The organism is Actinacidiphila yeochonensis CN732 (assembly GCF_000745345.1).
Lineage (GTDB): Bacteria > Actinomycetota > Actinomycetes > Streptomycetales > Streptomycetaceae > Actinacidiphila > Actinacidiphila yeochonensis.
This window is the reverse complement of sequence record NZ_JQNR01000005.1, coordinates 1,843,021-1,860,946: the sequence shown is the minus strand read 5'-3', so window position 1 is coordinate 1,860,946 and position 17,926 is coordinate 1,843,021. Positions and strand designations below refer to the sequence as shown.

General features: G+C 73.3%; 15 protein-coding genes, 3 tRNA genes and 1 pseudogene. 3 read left to right on the top strand and 16 right to left on the bottom strand.

Annotated features, from left to right (window positions below; genetic code table 11):
* Positions 1 to 57 precede the first annotated feature (57 nt).
* The 7 genes from BS72_RS19800 to BS72_RS19770 form a co-directional block, all read right to left on the bottom strand.
* A complete protein-coding gene (locus BS72_RS19800; protein WP_078901491.1) occupies positions 58 to 1,569 on the bottom strand; it encodes a DHA2 family efflux MFS transporter permease subunit in 1,512 nt (503 codons plus the stop codon).
* 212 nt (positions 1,570 to 1,781) lie between these two features.
* Entirely contained in the window at positions 1,782 to 2,405 is a 624-nt protein-coding gene (locus BS72_RS19795) for a TetR/AcrR family transcriptional regulator (RefSeq protein WP_078901490.1), read from the bottom strand.
* Positions 2,406 to 2,669: 264 nt separating this feature from the next.
* Positions 2,670 to 3,098: a MaoC family dehydratase gene (locus tag BS72_RS19790; RefSeq protein ID WP_037912290.1), complete on the bottom strand. Its 429-nt coding sequence runs from the start codon at positions 3,096 to 3,098 to the stop codon at positions 2,670 to 2,672.
* A complete protein-coding gene (locus tag BS72_RS19785; RefSeq protein ID WP_051951292.1) occupies positions 3,098 to 3,628 on the bottom strand; it encodes a MaoC family dehydratase N-terminal domain-containing protein in 531 nt (176 codons plus the stop codon). The genes BS72_RS19790 and BS72_RS19785 overlap by 1 nt, the downstream gene beginning before the upstream one ends.
* Before the next feature lie 732 nt (positions 3,629 to 4,360).
* The gene (rpmG, locus tag BS72_RS19780; RefSeq protein WP_004571794.1) at positions 4,361 to 4,525 is read right to left on the bottom strand and encodes a 50S ribosomal protein L33; all 165 of its coding nucleotides are present in this window, start codon (positions 4,523 to 4,525) and stop codon (positions 4,361 to 4,363) included.
* Between the two features lie 83 nt (positions 4,526 to 4,608).
* Positions 4,609 to 4,681, bottom strand: a tRNA-Met gene (locus tag BS72_RS19775).
* A 46-nt stretch (positions 4,682 to 4,727) separates the two neighbouring features.
* Positions 4,728 to 4,800, bottom strand: a tRNA-Thr gene (locus tag BS72_RS19770).
* Between the two features lie 646 nt (positions 4,801 to 5,446).
* Between BS72_RS19770 and BS72_RS19765 the strand changes: the two genes are divergently transcribed.
* Together BS72_RS19765 and BS72_RS19760 are read left to right on the top strand one after the other, a co-directional pair.
* Complete coding sequence (locus tag BS72_RS19765; protein WP_037912287.1) at positions 5,447 to 6,769, top strand: amidohydrolase family protein; 1,323 nt, start codon at positions 5,447 to 5,449, stop codon at positions 6,767 to 6,769.
* Positions 6,770 to 6,778: 9 nt separating this feature from the next.
* Positions 6,779 to 7,434 (top strand): annotated as a pseudogene (locus BS72_RS19760) (SDR family oxidoreductase).
* Positions 7,435 to 7,617: 183 nt separating this feature from the next.
* Here BS72_RS19760 and BS72_RS19755 read toward each other — a convergent pair.
* Both BS72_RS19755 and BS72_RS19750 read right to left on the bottom strand, forming a co-directional pair.
* Positions 7,618 to 8,367 (bottom strand): DUF4232 domain-containing protein, encoded by a 750-nt coding sequence (locus tag BS72_RS19755; RefSeq protein ID WP_037916772.1) that lies wholly within the window; start codon positions 8,365 to 8,367, stop codon positions 7,618 to 7,620.
* 637 nt (positions 8,368 to 9,004) lie between these two features.
* A tRNA-Tyr gene (locus BS72_RS19750) sits at positions 9,005 to 9,086 on the bottom strand.
* Between the two features lie 257 nt (positions 9,087 to 9,343).
* Between BS72_RS19750 and BS72_RS19745 the strand changes: the two genes are divergently transcribed.
* On the top strand, positions 9,344 to 9,832 hold the full coding sequence (locus BS72_RS19745) for a YajQ family cyclic di-GMP-binding protein (RefSeq protein WP_037912285.1): 489 nt from the start codon (positions 9,344 to 9,346) through the stop codon (positions 9,830 to 9,832).
* Between the two features lie 423 nt (positions 9,833 to 10,255).
* On the opposite strand, the gene BS72_RS19740 is transcribed toward BS72_RS19745, so the two are convergent.
* From BS72_RS19740 to BS72_RS19710, 7 genes are all read right to left on the bottom strand, one after another.
* A complete protein-coding gene (locus BS72_RS19740; RefSeq protein WP_037912284.1) occupies positions 10,256 to 10,651 on the bottom strand; it encodes a YccF domain-containing protein in 396 nt (131 codons plus the stop codon).
* A complete protein-coding gene (gene htpX, locus BS72_RS19735) occupies positions 10,648 to 11,508 on the bottom strand; it encodes a zinc metalloprotease HtpX (RefSeq protein WP_037912283.1) in 861 nt (286 codons plus the stop codon). The genes BS72_RS19740 and htpX overlap by 4 nt, the downstream gene beginning before the upstream one ends.
* Positions 11,509 to 11,743: 235 nt before the next feature.
* Entirely contained in the window at positions 11,744 to 13,360 is a 1,617-nt protein-coding gene (locus tag BS72_RS19730) for an NADH-quinone oxidoreductase subunit N (RefSeq protein ID WP_037912282.1), read from the bottom strand.
* Positions 13,360 to 14,925 carry a complex I subunit 4 family protein gene (locus BS72_RS19725; protein ID WP_037912281.1) on the bottom strand — a complete coding sequence of 522 codons (1,566 nt, stop codon included), beginning with the start codon at positions 14,923 to 14,925 and terminating at the stop codon, positions 13,360 to 13,362. Before BS72_RS19725 ends, BS72_RS19730 begins: the two co-directional genes overlap by 1 nt.
* Positions 14,926 to 14,931: 6 nt before the next feature.
* Entirely contained in the window at positions 14,932 to 16,935 is a 2,004-nt protein-coding gene (locus BS72_RS19720; RefSeq protein WP_037912280.1) for an NADH-quinone oxidoreductase subunit 5 family protein, read from the bottom strand.
* Positions 16,932 to 17,351, bottom strand: a complete 420-nt coding sequence (nuoK, locus tag BS72_RS19715; protein WP_037912278.1) for an NADH-quinone oxidoreductase subunit NuoK — start codon at positions 17,349 to 17,351, stop codon at positions 16,932 to 16,934. Before nuoK ends, BS72_RS19720 begins: the two co-directional genes overlap by 4 nt.
* A complete protein-coding gene (locus BS72_RS19710) occupies positions 17,351 to 17,917 on the bottom strand; it encodes an NADH-quinone oxidoreductase subunit J family protein (protein WP_051951975.1) in 567 nt (188 codons plus the stop codon). The genes nuoK and BS72_RS19710 overlap by 1 nt, the downstream gene beginning before the upstream one ends.
* Positions 17,918 to 17,926: the final 9 nt, after the last annotated feature.

Below are 17,926 nucleotides of genomic sequence, written 5' to 3'. Positions count from 1 at the left end.
GCCGTCTCCGGTGGGCGCAGGCCCGCCCGGGGCGGGGTGTCCGGGCTCCGGCGGTCGTCACGCCTCGGCTTCGGCCGGCTCCGCGGCGGGGTCCGCCGGACGGGCGATCCGCGGGTAGAGGAGCATCGCCAGGGTGGCCACGGCGAGCAGCAGGCCGCCCACCCACAGCGCGGGCCGGAGTCCGTCCACCCACGCGGCGGGCGAACCGTAGCCGCCGTTGGAGGAGAACACCGTTCCCAGAAGGGCGACGCCCAGCGTGCCGCCGACCTCGCGCAGCGCGTTGCTCGTTCCCGAGGCGATGCCCTGCTCCGCCGGGGTGACGGAGTCCATCAGCAGTCCGGCCACCGGCGCGAAGAACAGCGCCATCCCCGTCCCGCACAGCATCAGCGCCGGCAGCATGGTGGTGAACGTCAGGTCCGCCGAGACCACCGACGCGAACCAGCCCAGTCCGACCGCCTGGAGGAACAGTCCGGCGGCGACCACCCGGCGCGAGCCGATCCACCGGCAGAGCAGCCCGGTCAGCGGCGAGACCAGCATGGGCATCCCGGTCCACGGCAGCATCCGCAGCCCCGCCTCCTGCGGCCCGTACCCGAGCACGCTCTGCAGGAACTGGCTGAGCAGGAAGACCGAGCCGAACATCCCGACGGACATCAGCAGGGCGGAGGCGTTGACCACGGTGAAGCCGCGGTTGCCGAACATCCGCATCGGCAGCATCGCCCGGGGCGAGACGGAGCCGTGCAGGACGAAGCAGGCCATCAGCACCGCGCCGACGATCAGCCCGGCCAGCACCCGTCCGCTGCCCCAGCCGTGGCTGTTGGCGCTGACCAGCGCGAAGACCATGCCGAACAGCCCGAGCGAGACGAGCCCGGTGCCCACCGCGTCCAGCCGCGCGCCCGACGCGTACGACTCGCGCAGCCGCAGCCGGGCCAGCGGCAGCAGCACCAGGCCGACGGGCACGTTGAGCCAGAAGATCCAGTGCCACGACACGTGCTGGGTCAGGGTGCCGCCGATCAGGGGGCCGCAGGCGATGGCCGTCCCCTGGATCGCGCCCCAGATCCCGAACGCCAGGGCCCGCCGCTCGGCGGGCACCGCCGCCGTGAGCAGCGTCAGGGTGAGCGGCAGCATCACCGCGCCGCCCACCCCCTGCGCCGCCCGCGCGGCGATCAGCTCGCCCATCCCGGGCGCCATCGCGGCGGCGGCCGAGGCGGCGGTGAAGAGCGCCAGGCCGCCGAGGAAGAGCCTGCGCCGTCCGAAGCGGTCGCCGAGGGCCGCGCCGAACATCAGCAGCACGGCGAAGGTGAGCGTGTAGGCGTTGACCGTCCACTCCAGGTCCGACATGGAGCCGCCGAGGCTCCTGCGGATCGACGGCAGCGCCGTGGTGACGACGAGGTTGTCGAGCGCCGCCATGAAGCCGGCCACGCTGGTGACCACCAGCGTCCACACGGCCGTCGTCCGGGTCGGCGCCGCCTCGGCGGAGGTGCCGCCACCGCCACTGCCGCCGCCGGTTCCCGCGGCCGTCGCCTTCGCGGGCTTCGCGGGCTTCGAAGGTGACGAGGTCGTCGGTGTCATCTCTGGTTCCCCTTGTCGGTTCGCCCGGGCGTGGGCTGTGGGGTGCGCATCCTCGGAGGCGCACATTAGTTATTGATCACTAACTTTCGCGGACAGAGGACGGCACTCCCCTACTCCGTCACCGGACTGGGCCGCCCTAGCAGGGCCGGGCCGAACTGGCCCGCCTCAGTCGGATCGACCGGACTGACCGGACCGGCCGGACCGGCCCCGCCTCAGTCGGACTGGCCGGACTGGCCGCCTTGGTCGTCCTGCACGTCGTCCCGCATGCCGTCCTGCATGTCGTCCGCGGGCCGGGCCGAGTCCCAGAACCCCTTCCAGTTGCGGTGGCCGGACGGGAAGCCCATCGACGCGAGGGTGTTGATGAGCATCCCGTAGGCGAAGAACGTCGTCGTGCCCTCGATGTCCACCCCGAGTTCCAGGTGGACCCGGTCCCACATCTCCTGCCAGCTGTCCCGGATGGGCGCGCCGAACTCGTGGTCGCCGGCCGCCTCGGCGGCCGCCACGGCCGCGTAGGTCTGCATCTGCATCAGCAGCTTCTCCGGGTCGTCCCGCAGCAGCCTCTGGTACGCCGCCGACATCGCGTCGAGCCGCTCCTCGTCGGGGAGGTCCTTGGAGGACCGCAGGAGCACGTCCAACGTCTGCTCGATGCAGAGCAGGGCCGCGGCCGTGAAGATGGCGCGCTTATTCGGGAAGAGCCGGAAGAGGTAGGGCTGCGAGACACCGACCCGGCGGGCGATGGCCTGCGTGGAGGTCCCGTGGTACCCCCCCTGGGCGAACTCGCTCACTGCCGCGCTGACGACGGCGGTACGGCGTTCTTCCGCGCTCATCCTGACCATGCGACAAAGTTAGTGGCTAATCACTTATGGCGTCAAGTACCCGCGCCCCGGCGGATCGAGCGGCGGACGGACCGGCGGATCGACCGGCGGATCGACCGGCGGATCGACCGGCGGGTGGGGCTCCAGGGCGACGCGACGACGCCCCCGTACCGGCGGGCGGTACGGGGGCGTCGTCGTGGTGCTGGGAGCCGCGGGATGCCCGGGGCTCCCCGCGGGCGCCCTGGGCATCCCGGATCGGGCGCTCCTGACGGGCGCGGTCCTGGCTCAGGCGAGCCGGACCACCGCCTGGGCGCGGCCGAGGACCTTCTGGCCCGCGCTCGTGGCGGTGAGGTCCACCCGGACCCGGTTGTCGTCGAGCTTGGCGGCGACCTTGGCGGAGACCTCGATCACGGCGCCCTCGCCGTCGTCGGGGACCACGACGGGCTTGGTGAAGCGGACGCCGTACTCCTCCACGGCAGCCGGGTCGCCGGCCCAGTCGGTGACGACGCGGATCGCCGAGGCCATGGTGAACATGCCGTGCGCGATCACGTTCGGCAGGCCGACCTCGCGGGCGAACCGCTCGTTCCAGTGAATGGGGTTGAAGTCGCCGGAGGCGCCTGCGTACTGCACGAGGGTGGCGCGGTCCACCGGGAAGGAGGCGGGGGCCAGTTCGGTGCCGGCCTCGACCTCGTCGTACGTGATCCTCGCCGCCATCACGCCACCTCGCCCTTGCTCTGCTCGCCGCTCTGCCCACCGGTGGCCGCGCCGTCCGCGGCCCGGTCCGCCTGGCCCTCGGCCGCCTCGGCCCCGCGGGCGACCAGCTTCGTCCACGCGGTGACGACGAGCTCGCCCGCCTCGTCGCTGACCTCGCCGCGGATGTCCAGGATGTCGTTGCCCGCGAGGGACTTGATCGACTCGATGGTGGAGACCACCGTGAGCCGGTCGCCCGCCCGCACCGGCCGGACGTAGCTGAACTTCTGGTCCCCGTGCACGACCCGGCTGTAGTCCAGGCCGAGTTCGGGGTCCGAGACGACGACGCCGGCGGCCTTGTACGTGATCGCGAAGACGAAGGTGGGCGGCGCGACCACGTCGGGGTGGCCCAGCGCCTTCGCCGCGTCCGGGTCGGTGTAGGCGGGGTCGGGGTCGCCGACCGCCTCGGCGAACTCGCGGATCTTCTCCCGGCCCACCTCGTAGGGGGCGGTGGGCGGGTAGCTCCGCCCGACGTAGGACTGGTCGAGAGCCATCAATACCTCCGGAACGAGAAGCCGAGCCTGGGGCTGGGACGGAAGCGGACGGTGGAACGGTGATCGGACGCCGCCGGGCACGGGAACCCCGCCGCGGGCGATCCGGTACGCGGGCACGCCGGTTCGCGCGGCAGGCGCCTCGCCACGCCGTAAAGCGGCCGGGGCGTGACGCGCGTTACACGGCGTGACCTGGGTCGTATGACACCGCGTGACGGATTCGGCGGGCGGAACCGGCGTGCCGTGCGCGGCGGACGCGCCACGTGTGACGTACCAGACACACCCGGGACGCGCGCCGCGCGAGGCGACCGCGCCGTGCCGAACCTACCCGCCGCGCGCAACGTACCCACCTCGCGGGACGCATCCGCCGCGCGCAACGTACCCACCGCACGGGACGTATCCGCCACGCGAGACGCATCCGCCACACGAGACGTATCCGCCACGCCGAACGCGGTGAGGCATCTGGCGGGCGGGGCGTGGACACGGGTCGGGGCGGGGTGCCGACGCGGGTGCGGACACGCCGCGAGGCCGCCCCCTGCTGCGGGGGCGGCCTCGCGGTCGAACTGCGGCCTGGTGTGTGCGCGGTGGCAGAACCGGCTGCTCACGCGACCCTCCGGGGTCCACGGCCCGGCCTCGTCGGCAGGACAGCGGAACTCCGGGTTTCGCGGCGGATGACCCATGGCCCGATGAGCCGTGGGTCGGTGCGCTCCGCCAGTGCGGTGCGCCCCGTCCGCGTCAGCGGGTCTCGCGGTGCGCGGTGTGCGCGTTGCAGCGCGGGCAGTGCTTCTTCATCTCAAGACGGTCCGGGTCGTTGCGCCGGTTCTTCTTGGTGATGTAGTTCCGCTCCTTGCACTCCACGCAGGCCAGCGTGATCTTCGGGCGGACGTCGGTGGCGGCCACGTGAGTGCTCCTTGACGAACGGGGTGATGAACACAGGAAGAGTAGCCGATTGAGGGACCGAACCCGCAATCGGCTACGGAAAGTAGCGGCGACCGGACTTGAACCGGTGACACAGCGATTATGAGCCGCTTGCTCTACCGACTGAGCTACGCCGCTTCGACGAACGGGCCCCCGCCACGAGGGCGGGGTACCGATCCGTCAGAGCCCCAATACGGAATCGAACCGTAGACCTTCTCCTTACCATGGAGACGCTCTACCGACTGAGCTATTGGGGCGAGCGAGGAAGACATTACACGGTCTGCGGCCATACGTGAAATCCGTATCCCCCAGGGCACATCGGACCAGGCGGACACCGCCGCCGGACCTCCCGACGACCCCCGCACTCCCCCCTCGCCCCGGTCGCCGCGAGTCCTCCCGGCGCAGGTCCGACGCCCCCCGGCCCCGCTCCCGGCCCGCACCGGTCGCCCTCCGTCCACCCCTTGCGACGGCGCCCGCCGCCCCGCTCTCGCACACCTGGGCGCGTACCCCGGGCGGCGCCCGTACTCGCGTGCGAACCACGACCCCCGCCGGTACGACTAATGCCCTCCTACCGGGCCGGCGGGGGCCTGAGCCCTACGCTCGAAACACGCGATCTTGCCCCGGACCAGTCGCTGTCCAGCCGCTGCCCGGCGGCCGCCCCTGCCGCGCTCCAGCCGCCGCGGCGCGCCGCCGCTCCGCCGCTGCCCGGCCGCCGTTCCGGCGGTGCTTCGCTGCCGTCCGAGTCGTCCACCGTCCGTTCGCGTCCGTTCGCTTTCGTCCGGCTCTGCGCGAGTTGTCCACAGTGCCGCCGAGTTGTCCACAGCGCTGTCCAGTGTTGCCCAGCGCTGCCCCACTTGCTGCCCGCTGCTGTCCCGCCGCTGTCCCACTGCCCGGAGGAGCGCGATGACGGAGAGTCCCAGCCCCCGCCGCACCACCGCGGAGACCGCCACCCTGCTGCTGTGCGGCGCCGGCCTCGCCGACGGCCGGACCGTCGACGTCCTGCTGTCCGGCCCGCGGATCGAGGCCGTCGGCACCGCCGGCAGCCTCGCCGGCCCGGCCTCGTCCCCGTCCTTGTCCCCGTCTCCGACCTCGTCCCCGGTCCCGGCAGGTCCCGGGGGCGGGCCGGCGCGCGGAGCCGAGGGCGCCCGGATCGACCTGCGCGGCTACCTGCTGCTGCCCGCGCCCGCCGAGCCGCACGCCCATCTCGACCTCGCGCTGACCGCCGGCGGCCCGCCCTGCGACGACGCCGACGACGTCCAGCGCCGCGCGGTGGAGGCCGCGCTGCTGCACCTCGGCCACGGCACCACGGCGGTGCGCAGCCACGTCCACGTCGGCGACGTCCACGGGCTGCGCTCCCTGGAGGCGGTGCTCCAGGCCCGACGGTCGCTGCGCGGCCTGGTCGACGTGCAGACCGTCGCCGTGCCCCGCCTGCTCACCGGGGCGGCCGGCGCCGACGGGCTGGCCATGCTGCGCGACGCCCTGAAGATGGGCGCCGCCGCGGTGGGCGGCTGCCCGGACCTGGACCCGGACCCCAGCGGCTACACGGAGGCGGTACTGGCGCTGGCCGCCGAGTTCGGACTCCCCGTCGACCTGCACACCGCGGCCGACGACCCCGCCCGGCTGGCCCGGCTGGCCGCCATGGCGGGCGGGCTGCGCCCCGGCGTCGCGCTCGGGCCCTGCCACGGCCTGGCCGCGCTGGCCCCGGACGTCCTGGCGCGGACCGCCGAACGGCTCGCCGCCGCCGGGGTGTCGGTGACCGCGCTGCCGCAGGGCCGCTGCGCCCTGGAACGCGCCGGCCGGGCCGGGCCGTACGCGGTGGCGCCGGTGCGGACACTGCTGGCGGCGGGCGTCACGGTCACCGCGGGCAGCGGCGCGCTGGCCGACCAGGCCAACCCGGTGGGCCGCGCGGACCCCTTGGAGGCCGCCTACCTGCTGGCCGCACACGGCGCCTGCTCGCCGGACCGCGCGTACGACCTGGTCAGCGGGCGGGCCCGAGCCCTGCTGGGACTGCCCGAGGTACGGGTGGAGGCCGGCTTCCCGGCCGAGCTGCTGGCGGTGCGCGGGGACGGACTGGCCGCCGTGCTCTCCCAGGGCTACAGCCGGCTGGTGGTGCACCGCGGCCGGGTCGTCTCCCGCACCAGCGCCGTACGGGAGTTCTGCGACGGAGGCGACGCGGCGCGTGACGCCGGCCTCGACCTCCCTCGCCAGTCGCCCCGCAAGGCGTAGCGTCGTCCCATGCGTACAGTGATCGCGGGCGGGCACGGAAAGATCGCGCTGCGGCTGGAGCGGCTGCTCGCCGCGCGCGGCGACACGGCGGTGGGCATCATCCGCAACCCGGACCAGGCCGACGACCTGCGGGCGGCCGGCGCCGAACCCGTCGTGCTGGACCTGGAGTCGGCGGACGTCGAGCAGGTGGCGCGGGTGCTGCGGGGCGCCGACGCGGCGGTCTTCGCGGCCGGCGCGGGAGCCGGCTCGGGCGCGGAGCGCAAGCAGACCGTCGACCGGGGCGCCGCCGTCCTGCTCGCCGACGCGGCGGAGCGGGCCGGAGTGCGGCGGTTCCTCGTCGTCTCCTCCATGGGCGCGGACCCGGAGGCCAAGGACTCCGACCCCGTCTTCGCCGCGTACCAGCGGGCCAAGGGCGAGGCGGACGCCGCGGTACGAGCGCGCGGCGACCTCGACTGGACGATCCTGCGCCCGGGCCGCCTCACCGACGACCCCGGCACGGGCCGCGTCCACCTGGCCCCCTCCACCGGCCGCGGCGCCGTCCCCGCGACGACGTGGCCGCGGTCCTCGTCGCCCTCCTCGACACCCCGTCAACGGTCGGCCTCACCCTCGAACTCGTCTCCGGCGACGCCCCGATCGACTCGGCGGTCCCCACGGCCGCGTCCTGAGCCGCCCGGCCCCGCCCGCCTGGCGGGCCCGGGGTCGTCCTTCGACACCGTTGCCAGGCGGGATCTCGCCACCGACCGGCCGTGGCCTCCCAGCGCCCCGACCACACCCACCACGCGGGCCCGCGTCGCCTGACCGGAGATCCCCGCGCCGCGGAACTACCCGAGCGGGCGCCGGCGCGCAGGTCACTCGCCGCCCTGACCGGCGCTTCCGACCGGACCGACCTGCACCGGCGAGCCGGAGCCGTCAGTGACCGGCAGGGTGGCGGCACCCGGCCAGCTGAGGGTCACCGACGTCGTCTCGTTCGGCGGGGTGACCACCAGCCCCGTGACACGCACCCCGGAGCCACCCGAGGTGTTGATCGGATACTCGACGGGGAAGTACGTCGACTCCCCGCTCTTGAGGACACTCGACGTCGTCTCCTGACCCGTGCGCTGCGCGGACAGCGCTCCCGCACTGGTCTCCAGGTCGACACCCGCGTACCCGGCGATCACGCAGTCCCCGCCGCCCTGGTTCTTCAGCTCCACCACGACGGTCCCCTCGGGATCACCGTCGATGGTGCCGTCCTGCGCCGTGATCTCCAACTCCCCCGTGTGGCACCGGCCGACCCCGCTGTTCGCGTTGGACGCGGTCCCGCCGCTGGTGCCGGAGCCGGCCCCATTGCTCCCACCGGAACCGGAGCCGGACCCGGTGCTGGTGCTCCCGTCAGAGCCGACCCCAGCACCCGCACCACCCGAGCCGGTCCCAGCCGACTCCGCCCCACCGCCCTGATCCGCACCACCCGAACCCGAACCCGAACCGCCGGCCAAGGAGGACACGGCCGGCACGGACGAAGGCGCGCTCTGCGCCGCACCGCCAGTACCGCCCTGGCACGCGGCGAGCGAGAGACCGGCGGCAACAGCCAGGACAGCGAGAGTGACCTTGCGAGCGCGCATCATTTCTTCCTTCACATGCGATGAGGCAGCGGCGACCGCCCCGAACGGAGCGGTACGAGTGATCGTCAATCACCAGGACCCGCCCGGCCCGCACGCCGTTCCGCACAACCACCGCCCGGGACATTCCCGTTACAGCCACAACCAGCCACACCACAATCCGCCACCCCACCACCCCGCCACCGACCAGCGAAGACACCCCGTCCCACCCGCCACCACCCACCCCCACGACAACACCCCGCCGGGACCCACCCGTGACCCGACCGAGCACAACCCACATCAGCGCGGAGATACACGGAGCAACACCCACCCACACCCCGCACAACGACGCACAGCCCGCCACCGCCGAGCAGAGGCGCCGCTACCCGGCCGAGCACAACGGCCGGCACCTGCGGCTGCCCGCCTCCGTTCGTCTCTGTACGGAGGAGCAGTTGAGGGCGTGCTGGCTGGGCGCAACGGCTGGGGTCCGGTGTCCGCGTACCCGTCCGAACTCCGCCTCATCCTTGGAGGCTCGGAGACGGCGACGCGGGACGGCCCACAAGACGCGAACGGCCCACGGCGGGACACCTCGTCCGGAACCCACCCATGCCAAAGGGGCCCTTCACCCGCGTTTCCGCAGGTGAAGGGCCCCTTGATGGCGTGGCGGCACGTGGATTCGAACCACGGTAGGCTAAGCCGACGGATTTACAGTCCGCTCCCATTGGCCACTCGGGCATACCGCCATGGGACGACGTCACGAGGTCGGTCCTGGTCGGGCCGGTCGTGGCGACGGGGTAAACGATACCTGATCCGGTGGGGTGGTTCGCCACCGCATTGATCAGGGCTCCGGTGGAGTCTGGTGGCTAGGCTGGGCCGGTGGCGGTCCCGGTCGGGACGGTGGGCGCGGCGGGACCGGCGCGCCCGCGCGACAGCCCGGAGGCGCCCGCCGCGCACGCATGACCTGCCCGTACGACGTACACAGCCAAGGAGCCAACTGAAGATGGCCGACTCCAGTTTCGACATCGTCTCGAAGGTCGAGCGGCAGGAGGTCGACAACGCCCTCAACCAGGCCGCCAAGGAGATCTCGCAGCGCTACGACTTCAAGAACGTCGGCGCCTCGATCTCCTGGTCCGGCGAGAAGATCCTCATGGAGGCGAACTCCGAGGAGCGGGTCAAGGCGATCCTGGACGTCTTCGAGACCAAGCTGGTCAAGCGCGGGATCTCGCTCAAGGCGCTGGACGCGGGCGAGCCGCAGCTCTCCGGGAAGGAGTACAAGATCTTCTCCTCGATCGAGGAGGGGATCTCCCAGGAGAACGCCAAGAAGGTCGCGAAGATCATCCGCGACGAGGGCCCCAAGGGCGTCAAGGCCCAGGTCCAGGGCGACGAGCTGCGGGTCAGCTCCAAGAGCCGCGACGACCTCCAGGCCGTCCAGTCCCTGCTGCGCGAGAAGGACCTCGACTTCGCCCTCCAGTTCGTCAACTACCGCTGACGCTTCCGCCCGACCTGCGCAGCCGTGGGCTCCGGGCGATCACAGGGCACGACGAGGACACTCCGGCGGGGACCGACTCCGCCGCCGCCCTCGTTGTGCCCTGGTCGTTCGGCCACGGGCAGGGTCGGGCTGGGCGACGGCGTCACAGCCCGTCCGGTGGGACGGCTTCCCCGCCCCCTCGCCGGCGGGAGACCCGAACCGGCGGGAGACCCGAACCGGGTGAAGAAGTCGTCCGACGCCTCCGGCATCGCTTTCCAGCGGTCACGGCTCCGTCGGGGCGGCAGGCACCGCCCGCTGGGTGCCAGGGCCTCAGGGGGTCTCACGCGCCCTCAGGGCCTCGGGGACGGCCGGCGGGAGGAGACAGCGGGGAAGCCGGGCGCACGGCAGCCCCAGGGGGCGCCAAGGGGCGGCCTCCGGAAGGGCCTACGCGCGGGCTGCGAACGGCTGGTCCGTCGGCACGATCTCCTTGCCCAGCGGCATCAGCGACAGCGGGATCAGCTTGAAGTTCGCGATGCCGAACGGGATGCCGATGATCGTGACGCACAGCGCGACCCCGGTCACGATGTGCCCCAGCGCCAGCCACCAGCCGGCCAGGACCAGCCACAGCACGTTGCCCACGCAGGAGGGCGCGCCGGCGTCGGGGCGGTCGACGGCGGTGTACCCGAAGGGCCACAGCGCGTAGAGGCCGATCCGGAACGCCGCGACGCCGAACGGGATCCCGATGATCGTGAGGCACAGCAGAAGGCCGGCCAGCAGGTAGCCGAGGCACATCCACAGGCCGCACAGGATCAGCCAGATGATGTTGAGGATCGTCTTCATCGCGTACTCCCTGCCATATCTTCCAAGCGCCTGATGCGCTCGGCCATGGGCGGGTGGGTCGAGAAGAGCTTGGATACGGTGCCGGGCCGGAAGGGGTTGGCGATCATCATGTGGCTGGTGGTCTCCAGCCGGGGCTCGGGCGCCAGCGGGCGCTGCCGCACGCCCGCTTCGAGCTTGTGGAGGGCGGAGGCCAGGGCCAGCGGGTCGCCGGTGAGGCGGGCGCCGGAGGCGTCGGCCTCGTACTCGCGCGAGCGGGAGACGGCGAGCTGGATGAGGGACGCCGCGATCGGGCCGAGGAAGACCAGCATGAGCATGCCGAGGATGCCGGGGCCGTCGTCGTCCTCGGAGCGGCCGACGGGGATCAGCCAGGCGAAGTTCGCCAGGAAGACGATCACCGAGGCCAGGGCTCCGGCCACGGAGGAGATCAGGATGTCCCGGTTGTAGACGTGGCTCAGCTCGTGGCCGAGGACGCCGCGCAGCTCGCGTTCGGTGAGGATGCCCAGGATGCCCTCGGTGCAGCACACGGCGGCGTTGCGCGGGTTGCGGCCGGTGGCGAAGGCGTTGGGGGCCTCGGTGGGCGATATGTACAGCCGGGGCATGGGCTGGCGGGCGGCCGTGGACAGCTCGCGGACGATCCGGTAGATCTCCGGTGCCTCGAACTCGCTGACCGGGCGGGCCCGCATGGCCCGCAGGGCGAGCTTGTCGCTGTTCCAGTACGCGTAGGCGTTCGTGCCCAGGGCGATGACGAGGGCGACGATGAGCCCCGTCCGGCCGAAAGCGCTGCCGATGAGCAGGATGATGGCCGACAGGACGCCGAGGAGTACGGCCGTCTTCAACCCGTTGTGCCGGCGGTGCACGTGCGCCCTCCAATGCGTACGTCAGGGGACGTGAGGACCTCCCCTTTAAGGAAAACCTCCTGCCCTGGTCAACGCGAGTCAAGCGCCGATAGTTCCCTTGTGCACACGCAGGGCGACCCCGGGGTGGCGCCTGGTCGGCTGTCCGGCGGGTACCTCGGCGGAGCGCGCCGGGCGGGCCCGTACGCGCCCCCCGGGGGAGGCGGGCGTCCCGCGTCCCCTCACCGTCGGAGACGGCTCACAGCAGCGTCCCCTGGGCGTACCGCAGGACGATCTGGGGCGCGCCCGACAGCACCAGCGCGCCCACCGCCGTCAGCGCGATCGCCGCGGCTAGGCCGAACGGAGTACCCGGGACCGTACCCGTGACCGTCCCCGCGCCCTCCACCGCCACCGAGCCGCCAGAGCCGGCACCGGAAGCACCGGAAGCACTGGAAGCAGCGGCACCAGCGCCCGCGGCCCGCGCCTGGCCGCCCCGGGCGAACAGCAGCGCCGTCCACCGCAGGTAGTACACGAGCGCGATCACCACGTTGACGGCCATGATGACGGCCAGCCATCCGTGCTGGGCGTCCACGGCGGTGGAGAAGACCGCGACCTTCGCGAACAGCCCGATCACCCCGGGCGGCAGCCCCGCCAGGCAGAGCAGGAAGAACGCCAGCGCCAGGGCGGCGGCCGGGCGCCGGGCGTACAGGCCCCGGTAGTCGGTGAGCCGGCCGCTGGGTGCCGAGCGGGTCACCAGCGCGGCCACCGCGAACGCCCCGAAGTTCACCACCGCGTACATCAGGGCGTAGGCGACCGTGGTGCCCGCGTGCCGGCCGGGCGCGTGGTGCGCGGACTCGGCGGCCAGCGGGACGAGCAGGTAGCCGGCCTGCCCGATGGAGGACCAGGCCAGCAGCCGGACGGCGCCACGCTCGGCCCCCGGGCGCTGCCGCAGCGCGCCGACGTTGCCGACCGTCATGGTCAGCGCGGCCAGTACGCCCATCGCGGGGCCCCAGGTGCTCGCGTACGGGTGGAAGGCCAGCGCGGTGACGAGGATCAGCCCGGAGAAGCCGGCGGCCTTGCCTACCACCGACAGGTAGGCGGCGACCGGCAGCGGCGCGCCGGCGTAGGTGTCGGGCACCCAGAAGTGGAAGGGCGCGACGGCCAGCTTGAAGGCGAAGCCGACCAGGGTCAGCGCGGCGCCGGCCTTGGCGAGGGTGTGCAGCTGGCCGGGGGTGTGGCCGAGCTGCTGGGCGACGGTCTCCATGTGCAGCGAGCCGGTGGCCGCGTACACGAAGGCGATGCCGAGCAGGGAGACGGCGGTGGCGGCGACGGAGGTGAGGAAGAACTTCAGCGCCGCCTCGCTGGACAGCCGGTCGCCGCGGCGCAGCCCGACCAGCGCGAACGACGGCAGGGTGGTGACCTCCAGGGCGACGATCAGGGTGATCAGGTCGCGGGAGGCGGGCAGCAGGGCGGCGCCGGCCGCGGAGGACAGCAGCAGGAACCAGAACTCGCCGGTCGGCAGCTCCTCGACGGAGGGCGCCGACAGCAGCGCGGTCACCAGCGCCCCGCCCAGCACCAGCACCTGGACGACGAGCGCGAAGCGGTCCTCGGCGTAGGAGCAGGCCAGGTGGGTGTCGGCCAGGCAGAAGGTGGTGCGGTCGCCGGCCCGCAGCGGCACCAGCGAGAGCAGCGCCAGCGCGAGGCCGGCCACGGTGACCCAGGTGAGCAGCTGCTTGCGGGCGGGCGGCACGAACAGGTCGGCGACCAGCACCACGACGGCCAGCGCGGCCGGGATCGCGGCGGGGGCGACGGCGGCCCAGTCGACGTGCTGGGTGAACGGCGAGGCCGCCAGGAGCAGCGGCGCAGCGGTGGTCATCAGCTGCCTCCGAGCAGGGAGCGTACGGCCGGGTCGGTGAGGCCGAGCAGGGCGGCCGGCCACAGCCCGGCCAGTACGGTCAGGGCGGCGAGCGGGGTCCAGGCGGCGAACTCGTAGCCGCGCACGTCGGCGAGGGCGGGTTCGGCGGTGGCGGTACCGCGGTCGCCCATGCACACCCGGCGGACCACGGTGAGCAGGTAGCCGGCGGTCAGCAGGGTGCCGAAGGCGGCGACGGCGGTGAAGGTGACGTAGGCGCCGCGGTCCAGGCCGGCGCCGGGTTTGAAGGAGCCGAACATCGCGAGCATCTCGCCCCAGAACCCGGCCAGGCCGGGCAGGCCCAGGGAGGCCACGGCGGCCAGGGCGAGCAGGCCGCCCAGCCGGGGGGCGCGGCCGTAGAGGGCGGCGCCGGTGCGGCCGGCCAGCTGGTCGAGGTCGCTGGTGCCGTAGCGGTCCTTGAGGGCGCCGACGAGGAAGAACAGCAGGCCGGTGATGAGGCCGTGGGCGATGTTGGCGAACAGGGCGCCGTTGACGCCGGTGCGGGTCAGCGAGGCGATGCCCAGCAGCACGAAGCCCATGTGGCCGACGGAGGAGTACGCGATCAGCCGCTTGAGGTCGCCGCCGTTGCCCTGCCGGGCGAGCTGGAGGCAGGCCAGCGAGCCGTAGACGATGCCGACGACGGCGAACGCGGCCAGGTAGGGGGCGAAGGTGTGGATGCCCTCGGGCGTCTCGGGCAGCACGATCCGCACCAGCCCGTAGGTGCCCATCTTCAGCAGCACCCCGGCCAGCAGCACCGAGCCGGCGGTGGGCGCGGCGGTGTGGGCGTCGGGCAGCCAGCTGTGCAGCGGCCACATCGGGGTCTTGACCGCCAGGCCGATGCCGATGGCGAGGGCGGCGACGAGTTGCGTGGTGTGACTGAGGCGTGACCCGTTGTCAGTGGCGAGTGCCACCATGTCGAAGGTGCCGGCTTTCAGGCCGACCAGCAGCAGACCCAGCAGCATGACCACCGAGCCGAGGAGGGTGTAGACGATGAATTTGAGCGCCGACCGCTCCCGGTCGCCGCCGCCCCAGCGCGCGATGAGGAAGTACATCGGCACCAGCACCGTCTCGAAGGCCAGGAAGAAGAGCATCAGGTCGAGGACGGCGAAGGAGGCGAGCGTGCCGCCCTCCAGCAGCAGCATGAGGGCGACGAACGCCTTCGGCGTGGGCCCGGCCGGCATGTGGAAGTAGGAGTAGAGGGCGCACAGGAAGGTGAGCAGCGCGGTGAGCACCACCAGCGGCAGCGAGATGCCGTCGACGCCGAGGTGCAGGTGGATGCGGAGGGCCGGAATCCAGTCGAGGTCGGTGGTGGCCTGCATACGGCCGGGGTGGCCGCGATCGAAGCCGGCCGCGAGCACCACCGCGAGGACGAGCACGGCGCCGGTGACGGTGACGCCGTGGCGCAGTACCGCCTGGCCGGGGTCGCGTCCGCGCAGCCCGGGCGGCGCCGGCAGCAGCGCGGCGAGCGCGCCGAGCAGCGGCAGGACGAGCACGGCCGCGAGGAGGTACTGGAGTGCGGTGTCGTTCACGGGGGGTCAGCTTCCGACGGCGACGAGGACGGCGAGGACGACCGCACCGGCCAGCAGTGCGCTGAGATAGGTCTGGACGTTTCCGGTCTGCGCCTTGCGGACGGCGGCGCCGAGCAGGTTCGGCGCGCCGGCGGCGCCCTTCACCCAGGTCTCGACGACGTCGCGGTCCAGGAAGCGGACCAGTTCGGCGGCGGCGAGCACCGGCCGGACGAAGAGGGTGTGGTAGACGGCGTCCAGGCGGAAGCCGTGGCTGGCGCTGGCGTGCAGCGGGCCGAGCAGCAGCCGTCCCGGGTCGCCGGGGTCGTCGGCGCCGGCGATGTCGCCGTAGATCCGCTGGTGGGTGGCGATGGCCTCGGCCTCCACCAGGGCGGGTTCGACGTCGGCGTCGGCGTTCTCCACCACCGCGCCCATCGGCACCCGCCGGCGTGCCTCGCCGACGGCCCGCCAGGCGCCGAAGACGACCAGCACGCCGACGAGGGCGAGGCCGGTGCCGAGGACGGCGGTGATCAGCGTCGGGCCCAGCGAGCTCCTGGGCACGGAGGCGAACCAGTCGGGCAGCCGCCGGTAGGTGAGCCCGCCGAAGGCGACGGTCGGGATGGCCAGCACCCACAGCACCGCGGTCATCGGCAGCGGCTGGCGGCCGTGGTCGGGGGCCTGCGGGCCGCTGCCGCGGAAGGCCAGCAGGAAGAGCCGGGTGGCGTAGGCGCCGGTGAGCAGCGCCGCGAGCAGGCCGGCGACCAGCACGGTCCAGCCGACGGCGGAGGGCACGTCCGGGGTGTCGCCGGTGGCGGCGTGCTCGGCGGCGCGCAGCACCGACTCCTTGGAGAAGAAGCCGGACAGCGGCGGCAGCGCGGCCAGCGCCGCCAGGCCGATCGCCATCGTCCACATCGCGTCGGGCACCCGCCGGGCCAGGCCGCCCATGCGGGACATCGCGGTGAGCGAGTTGGTGCCGGCCGCGTGGATGACCACGCCGGCGCCGAGGAAGAGCAGCGCCTTGAACACGCCGTGGGAGAGCAGGTGGAAGAGGGCCGCGTCGCGGTTGCCGACGGCCAGCGCGCCGGCCATGTAGCCGAGCTGGCCGATGGTGGAGTAGGCCAGCACCCGTTTGATGTCGTCCTGGGCGAGCGCGGCCAGGCCGGAGCCGATCATGGTGACGGCGGCCATGGCGGCCAGCACGGCCAGCGCGGCGGCGGAGGCGGTGAACACCGGCAGCAGCCGGGCCACCAGGTAGATGCCGGCGGCGACCATGGTGGCGGCGTGGATCAGCGCCGAGACGGGGGTGGGGCCGGCCATCGCGTCCGGCAGCCAGGTGTGCAGCGGGAACTGCGCGGACTTGCCCGCCACCCCGGCGAGCAGCAGCAGCGCGTCCACGGTGGGGTGGTGCAGGCCGCCGTTGAGCGCGGTGGCGGTGATGCCGTCGATGCGGAACGTTCCGGCGTCGGTGGCGAGCGCGAACACGCCGATCAGGAAGGGGACGTCGCCGAGCTTGGTGACCAGGAACGCCTTGAGCGAGGCGGCGCGGGCGGCCTCGGTCTCCCAGTAGTGGCCCACGAGGAAGTACGAGCAGATGCCCATCACCTCCCAGCCGACCAGCAGCACCATCAGGTCGCCGGTGTAGACGACCAGCAGCATGGCGGCGGTGAAGAGGTTGACCACGGCCGCGTAGGACGGGTAGCGCGGGTCGTCCCGCAGGTACGCCACGGAGTAGATCTGCACGCAGGTGGCGACCAGGGTCACCAGGATCGCGATGGTCGCGCCGAAGCCGTCGACGTGCAGGGTGAGGTCGATCGGGATCGAGCCGGTGGGGGTGAGCCGGTGGGAGGCGTCGGTGGTGTGCCCGGGGCCCTGCCGGGCGGCGACCAGGGCGGCCAGCACCAGCGAGGTCAGGACGGGCAGTACGGCCAGCGGGCGCACGAACCCGGGGGCGCGCCGGCCGAGCAGGAACCCGAGGGCCGCGCCCAGGAAGGGCAGGGCCGGGACGAGCGCGGCCAGGGAGGCGGTCAGGGTCACGCGGTGGCCTCGGCCTTCTCGTCGTCCGCGGGGTCGCCGGCGGGGTCGTCCGTGGTGCCGCCGGTGCCGTCCCCGTCGCCGTACGGGTCGCCGCCGGCCAGCGGGCGGCCGGGGTCGGCGAGGCCGGTGACACGGTCGATGTCGGCGGTGCCCCGGTTGCGGTGGACCAGCAGCACGATCGCCAGGCCCAGGCCGATCTCGGCGGCGGCGATGGTGATGGTGAACAGCGTCAGCGCCTGCCCGGTGTGCAGGCTGTCGGAGAGCCAGCGGTCGAACGCCACCAGGTCGAGGTTGACGGCGTTGAGCATCAGCTCGACGGACATCAGGACGAGGATGGCGTTGCGCCGGGCCAGCACCCCGTACACGCCGACGGCGAAGAGCAGGGAGGCCAGGACGGCCGGGTAGACGAGGTGCATCAGTCGTCCCTGCCTCGGGTGACGGCGGCGGAGCCGGGGGCGCCCGGACCGGCCGTCTCGGCGGCGCGGCGGCGGGAGAGCACGATCGCGCCGACCAGCGCGGCCAGCAGCAGCACCGACAGCGCCTCGAACGGCAGCACCCAGAAGCGGAAGAGCGCGGCGCCGGTGACCTTCGTCGTGGTGCCGCCGGGGCCGTGCAGGTTCATCCAGGTGCTGCGGAAGGCGTCGACGACCACCCACACGAGGGTGCCCGCCGCGACCGCGGCCACGGCCAGCGCCACCGGGCGGTTCTCGGAGTCGGCGTCCGGGGAGTGGCCGACCGGCGCCTTGGTGAGCATCAGGCCGAAGAGCAGCAGCACCACCACGGAGCCGACGTAGATCAGCACCTGCACCCACGCGATGAACTCGGCGGTGAGCAGCAGGTACTCCACGGCGATGCCGCCGAGCGCGACGACCAGCCAGAGGGCGGCGCGCACCAGCTGCCGGGTGGTGACGGTGATGACCGCGGCCCCCAGGGTGGCCAGGCCGACCAGCAGGAAGGTGATCTCGACGCCGGTGGGCGACATGAAGCCGCG

Bases quoted from the DNA above. Each gene is read 5' to 3' on its own strand.
- BS72_RS19800 (WP_078901491.1), bottom strand. From the start codon at position 1,569: ATGACACCGACGACCTCGTCACCTTCGAAGCCCGCGAAGCCCGCGAAG.
- BS72_RS19795 (WP_078901490.1), bottom strand. From the start codon at position 2,405: ATGGTCAGGATGAGCGCGGAAGAACGCCGTACCGCCGTCGTCAGCGCG.
- BS72_RS19790 (WP_037912290.1), bottom strand. From the start codon at position 3,098: ATGGCGGCGAGGATCACGTACGACGAGGTCGAGGCCGGCACCGAACTG.
- BS72_RS19785 (WP_051951292.1), bottom strand. From the start codon at position 3,628: ATGGCTCTCGACCAGTCCTACGTCGGGCGGAGCTACCCGCCCACCGCC.
- BS72_RS19765 (WP_037912287.1), top strand. From the start codon at position 5,447: ATGACGGAGAGTCCCAGCCCCCGCCGCACCACCGCGGAGACCGCCACC.
- BS72_RS19755 (WP_037916772.1), bottom strand. From the start codon at position 8,367: ATGCGCGCTCGCAAGGTCACTCTCGCTGTCCTGGCTGTTGCCGCCGGT.
- BS72_RS19745 (WP_037912285.1), top strand. From the start codon at position 9,344: ATGGCCGACTCCAGTTTCGACATCGTCTCGAAGGTCGAGCGGCAGGAG.
- BS72_RS19740 (WP_037912284.1), bottom strand. From the start codon at position 10,651: ATGAAGACGATCCTCAACATCATCTGGCTGATCCTGTGCGGCCTGTGG.
- BS72_RS19730 (WP_037912282.1), bottom strand. From the start codon at position 13,360: ATGACCACCGCTGCGCCGCTGCTCCTGGCGGCCTCGCCGTTCACCCAG.
- nuoK (WP_037912278.1), bottom strand. From the start codon at position 17,351: ATGCACCTCGTCTACCCGGCCGTCCTGGCCTCCCTGCTCTTCGCCGTC.
- BS72_RS19710 (WP_051951975.1), bottom strand. From the start codon at position 17,917: ATGTCGCCCACCGGCGTCGAGATCACCTTCCTGCTGGTCGGCCTGGCC.